We start from the raw sequence: 3,163 nt of genomic DNA, 5'->3' as shown, positions 1-3,163 counted from the left end.
TCGGCCTATTAGTACCAGTCAACTTGGGAACACATTGCTGTGCTTCTATTTCTGGCCTATCAACCCGGTCGTCTTCCGGGGGCCTTACCCCGCGTGGGGTGGGAGACCTCATCTTGGAACGGGCTTCCCGCTTAGATGCCTTCAGCGGTTATCCCTTCCGAACGTAGCTAACCAGCCATGCCCCTGGCGGGACAACTGGCATACCAGAGGTTCGTCCGTCCCGGTCCTCTCGTACTAGGGACAGCCTTCCTCAAGTCTCCTGCGCGCGCGGCGGATAGGGACCGAACTGTCTCACGACGTTCTAAACCCAGCTCGCGTGCCGCTTTAATGGGCGAACAGCCCAACCCTTGGGACCTACTCCGGCCCCAGGATGCGACGAGCCGACATCGAGGTGCCAAACCATGCCGTCGATATGGACTCTTGGGCAAGATCAGCCTGTTATCCCCGGGGTACCTTTTATCCGTTGAGCGACACCCCTTCCACCAGGAGGTGCCGGATCACTAGTCCCGACTTTCGTCCCTGCTCGACCTGTCAGTCTCACAGTCAAGCTCCCTTGTGCACTTACACTCAACACCTGATTGCCAACCAGGCTGAGGGAACCTTTGGGCGCCTCCGTTACTCTTTAGGAGGCAACCGCCCCAGTTAAACTACCCACCAGGCACTGTCCCTGAACCGGCTCACGGTCCGAGGTTCAGATTCCCAATCCGGCCAGAGTGGTATTTCAACAACGACTCCACCGACACTAGCGTGCCCGCTTCACAGTCTCCCACCTATCCTACACAAACCGAACCGAAAACCAATACCAAGCTGTAGTAAAGGTCCCGGGGTCTTTCCGTCCTGCCGCGCGAAACGAGCATCTTTACTCGTAGTGCAATTTCACCGGGCCTGTGGTTGAGACAGCCGGAAAGTCGTTACGCCATTCGTGCAGGTCGGAACTTACCCGACAAGGAATTTCGCTACCTTAGGATGGTTATAGTTACCACCGCCGTTTACTGGCGCTTAAATTCTCAGCTTCGCCCCGAAAGGCTAACCGGTCCTCTTAACGTTCCAGCACCGGGCAGGCGTCAGTCCATATACATCGTCTTACGACTTCGCATGGACCTGTGTTTTTAGTAAACAGTCGCTTTCCGCTGGTCTCTGCGGCCAACCCACCCCAGCCCGCGAAGGGCTTCAGGTGTTTCGGCCCCCCTTCTCCCGAAGTTACGGGGGCATTTTGCCGAGTTCCTTAACCACAGTTCACCCGAACGCCTCGGTATTCTCTACCTGACCACCTGTGTCGGTTTAGGGTACGGGCCGCACATGTTCTCGCTAGAGGCTTTTCTCGGCAGCTGAGGATCACCCTGCTTCACCACAACGGCTACGCATCACGCCTCACCCTGACTGGACGACGGATTTCCCTGTCATCCGGGCCACACGCTTGCACCAGCTATTCCACCAGCTGGCGGGGCTACCTTCCTGCGTCACCCCATCACTCAACTACTACACACTCAGGCCCCACGCTCCCCACCATCAGCCCGAAAGCCTCCGACGGTTCGGGTGGTTAGTATCATGCGCCTCGTCCTTGTCGAACACACGCGGGTACGGGAATATCAACCCGTTGTCCATCGACTACGCCTGTCGGCCTCGCCTTAGGTCCCGACTCACCCTGGGCAGACAAACTTGACCCAGGAACCCTTGGTCATCCGGCGGCAGAGATTCTCACTCTGCAATCGCTACTCATGCCTGCATTCTCACTCCCACACCCTCCACCACTGGCTTCCACCGCGGCTTCTCTGGATGCAGGACGCTCCCCTACCCACCCACACCACTAGACCACCACCTCAAGGACGGTGACCGATGTCTTGTGTGAGTGACTCGGCTTCGGCGGTGTGCTTAAGCCCCGCTACATTGTCGGCGCAGGACCACTTGACCAGTGAGCTATTACGCACTCTTTCAAGGGTGGCTGCTTCTAAGCCAACCTCCTGGTTGTCTGGGCAATCCCACATCCTTTCCCACTGAGCACACACTTCGGGGCCTTAGCCGGAGTTCTGGGCTGTTTCCCTCTCGACGACGAAGCTTATCCCCCGCCGTCTCACTGCCGCACTTCACGTAATGGTATTCGGAGTTTGGTTGACTTCGGTAAGCCGGTAAGCCCCCTAGGCCAGCCAGTAGCTCTACCCCCACCACGAAACATACGACGCTGCACCTAAATGCATTTCGGGGAGAACCAGCTATCACGGAGTTTGATTGGCCTTTCACCCCTACCCACAACTCATCCCCCAGGTTTTCAACCCTGGTGGGTTCGGGCCTCCACACCGTCTTACCGGCGCTTCACCCTGGCCATGGGTAGATCACTCCGCTTCGGGTCTAGACCACGCAACTACAACGCCCTCTTCAGACTCGCTTTCGCTACGGCTACCCCACACGGGTTAACCTCGCCACGCAGCACTAACTCGCAGGCTCATTCTTCAAAAGGCACGCCATCACCACCACACAAAGCAGCGGCTCTGACGGCTTGCAGGCACACGGTTTCAGGTACTCTTTCACTCCCCTCCCGGGGTACTTTTCATCTTTCCCTCACGGTACTAGTCCGCTATCGGTCATCAGGAAGTATTTAGGCTTACCGGGTGGTCCCGGCAGATTCACAGCAAATTCCACGAGCTCGCTGCTACTCGGGACACCACCACACCACACCAACACAGCTTTCGCGTACGGGACTCTCACCCACTCCGGTCTGCCATCCCAGACAGTTCCACTAACCATGCGGCACAACGCCAGAAATGTCAGTCTCTGGACAGTGGCTCCCACAACACCCCACACACAACCCCTGACAGGTATCACATGCGCGAGGTTTAGCCTCCTCCGCTTTCGCTCGCCACTACTCACGGAATCACTTTTGTTTTCTCTTCCTACGGGTACTGAGATGTTTCACTTCCCCGCGTTCCCTCCACACCGTCTATAGATTCAACGGCGGGTAACACCCCATCACGGATGCTGGGTTTCCCCATTCGGACACCCTCGGATCACAGCTCGGTTGACAGCTCCCCGAGGCTTATCGCAGCCTCCCACGTCCTTCATCGGCCCCTGATGCCAAGACATCCACCATGCGCCCTACACAACTTGCCACAAAGATGCTCGCATCCACTCTACAATTCTCAAACACCACACCAGAAACAACACCACG

Annotated in this window: 1 rRNA gene; it reads right to left on the bottom strand. The window is 57.3% G+C overall.

Features of this window, described 5'->3' with window-relative positions:
- A 23S ribosomal RNA gene (locus ACFSXZ_RS41220) occupies positions 1–3,105 on the bottom strand; the annotation flags it as partial.
- Positions 3,106–3,163: the final 58 nt, after the last annotated feature.

The organism is Amycolatopsis pigmentata, from assembly GCF_042684065.1.
Taxonomy (GTDB): domain Bacteria; phylum Actinomycetota; class Actinomycetes; order Mycobacteriales; family Pseudonocardiaceae; genus Amycolatopsis_E; species Amycolatopsis_E pigmentata.
This window is presented reverse-complemented; position numbering and strand designations above follow the sequence as displayed.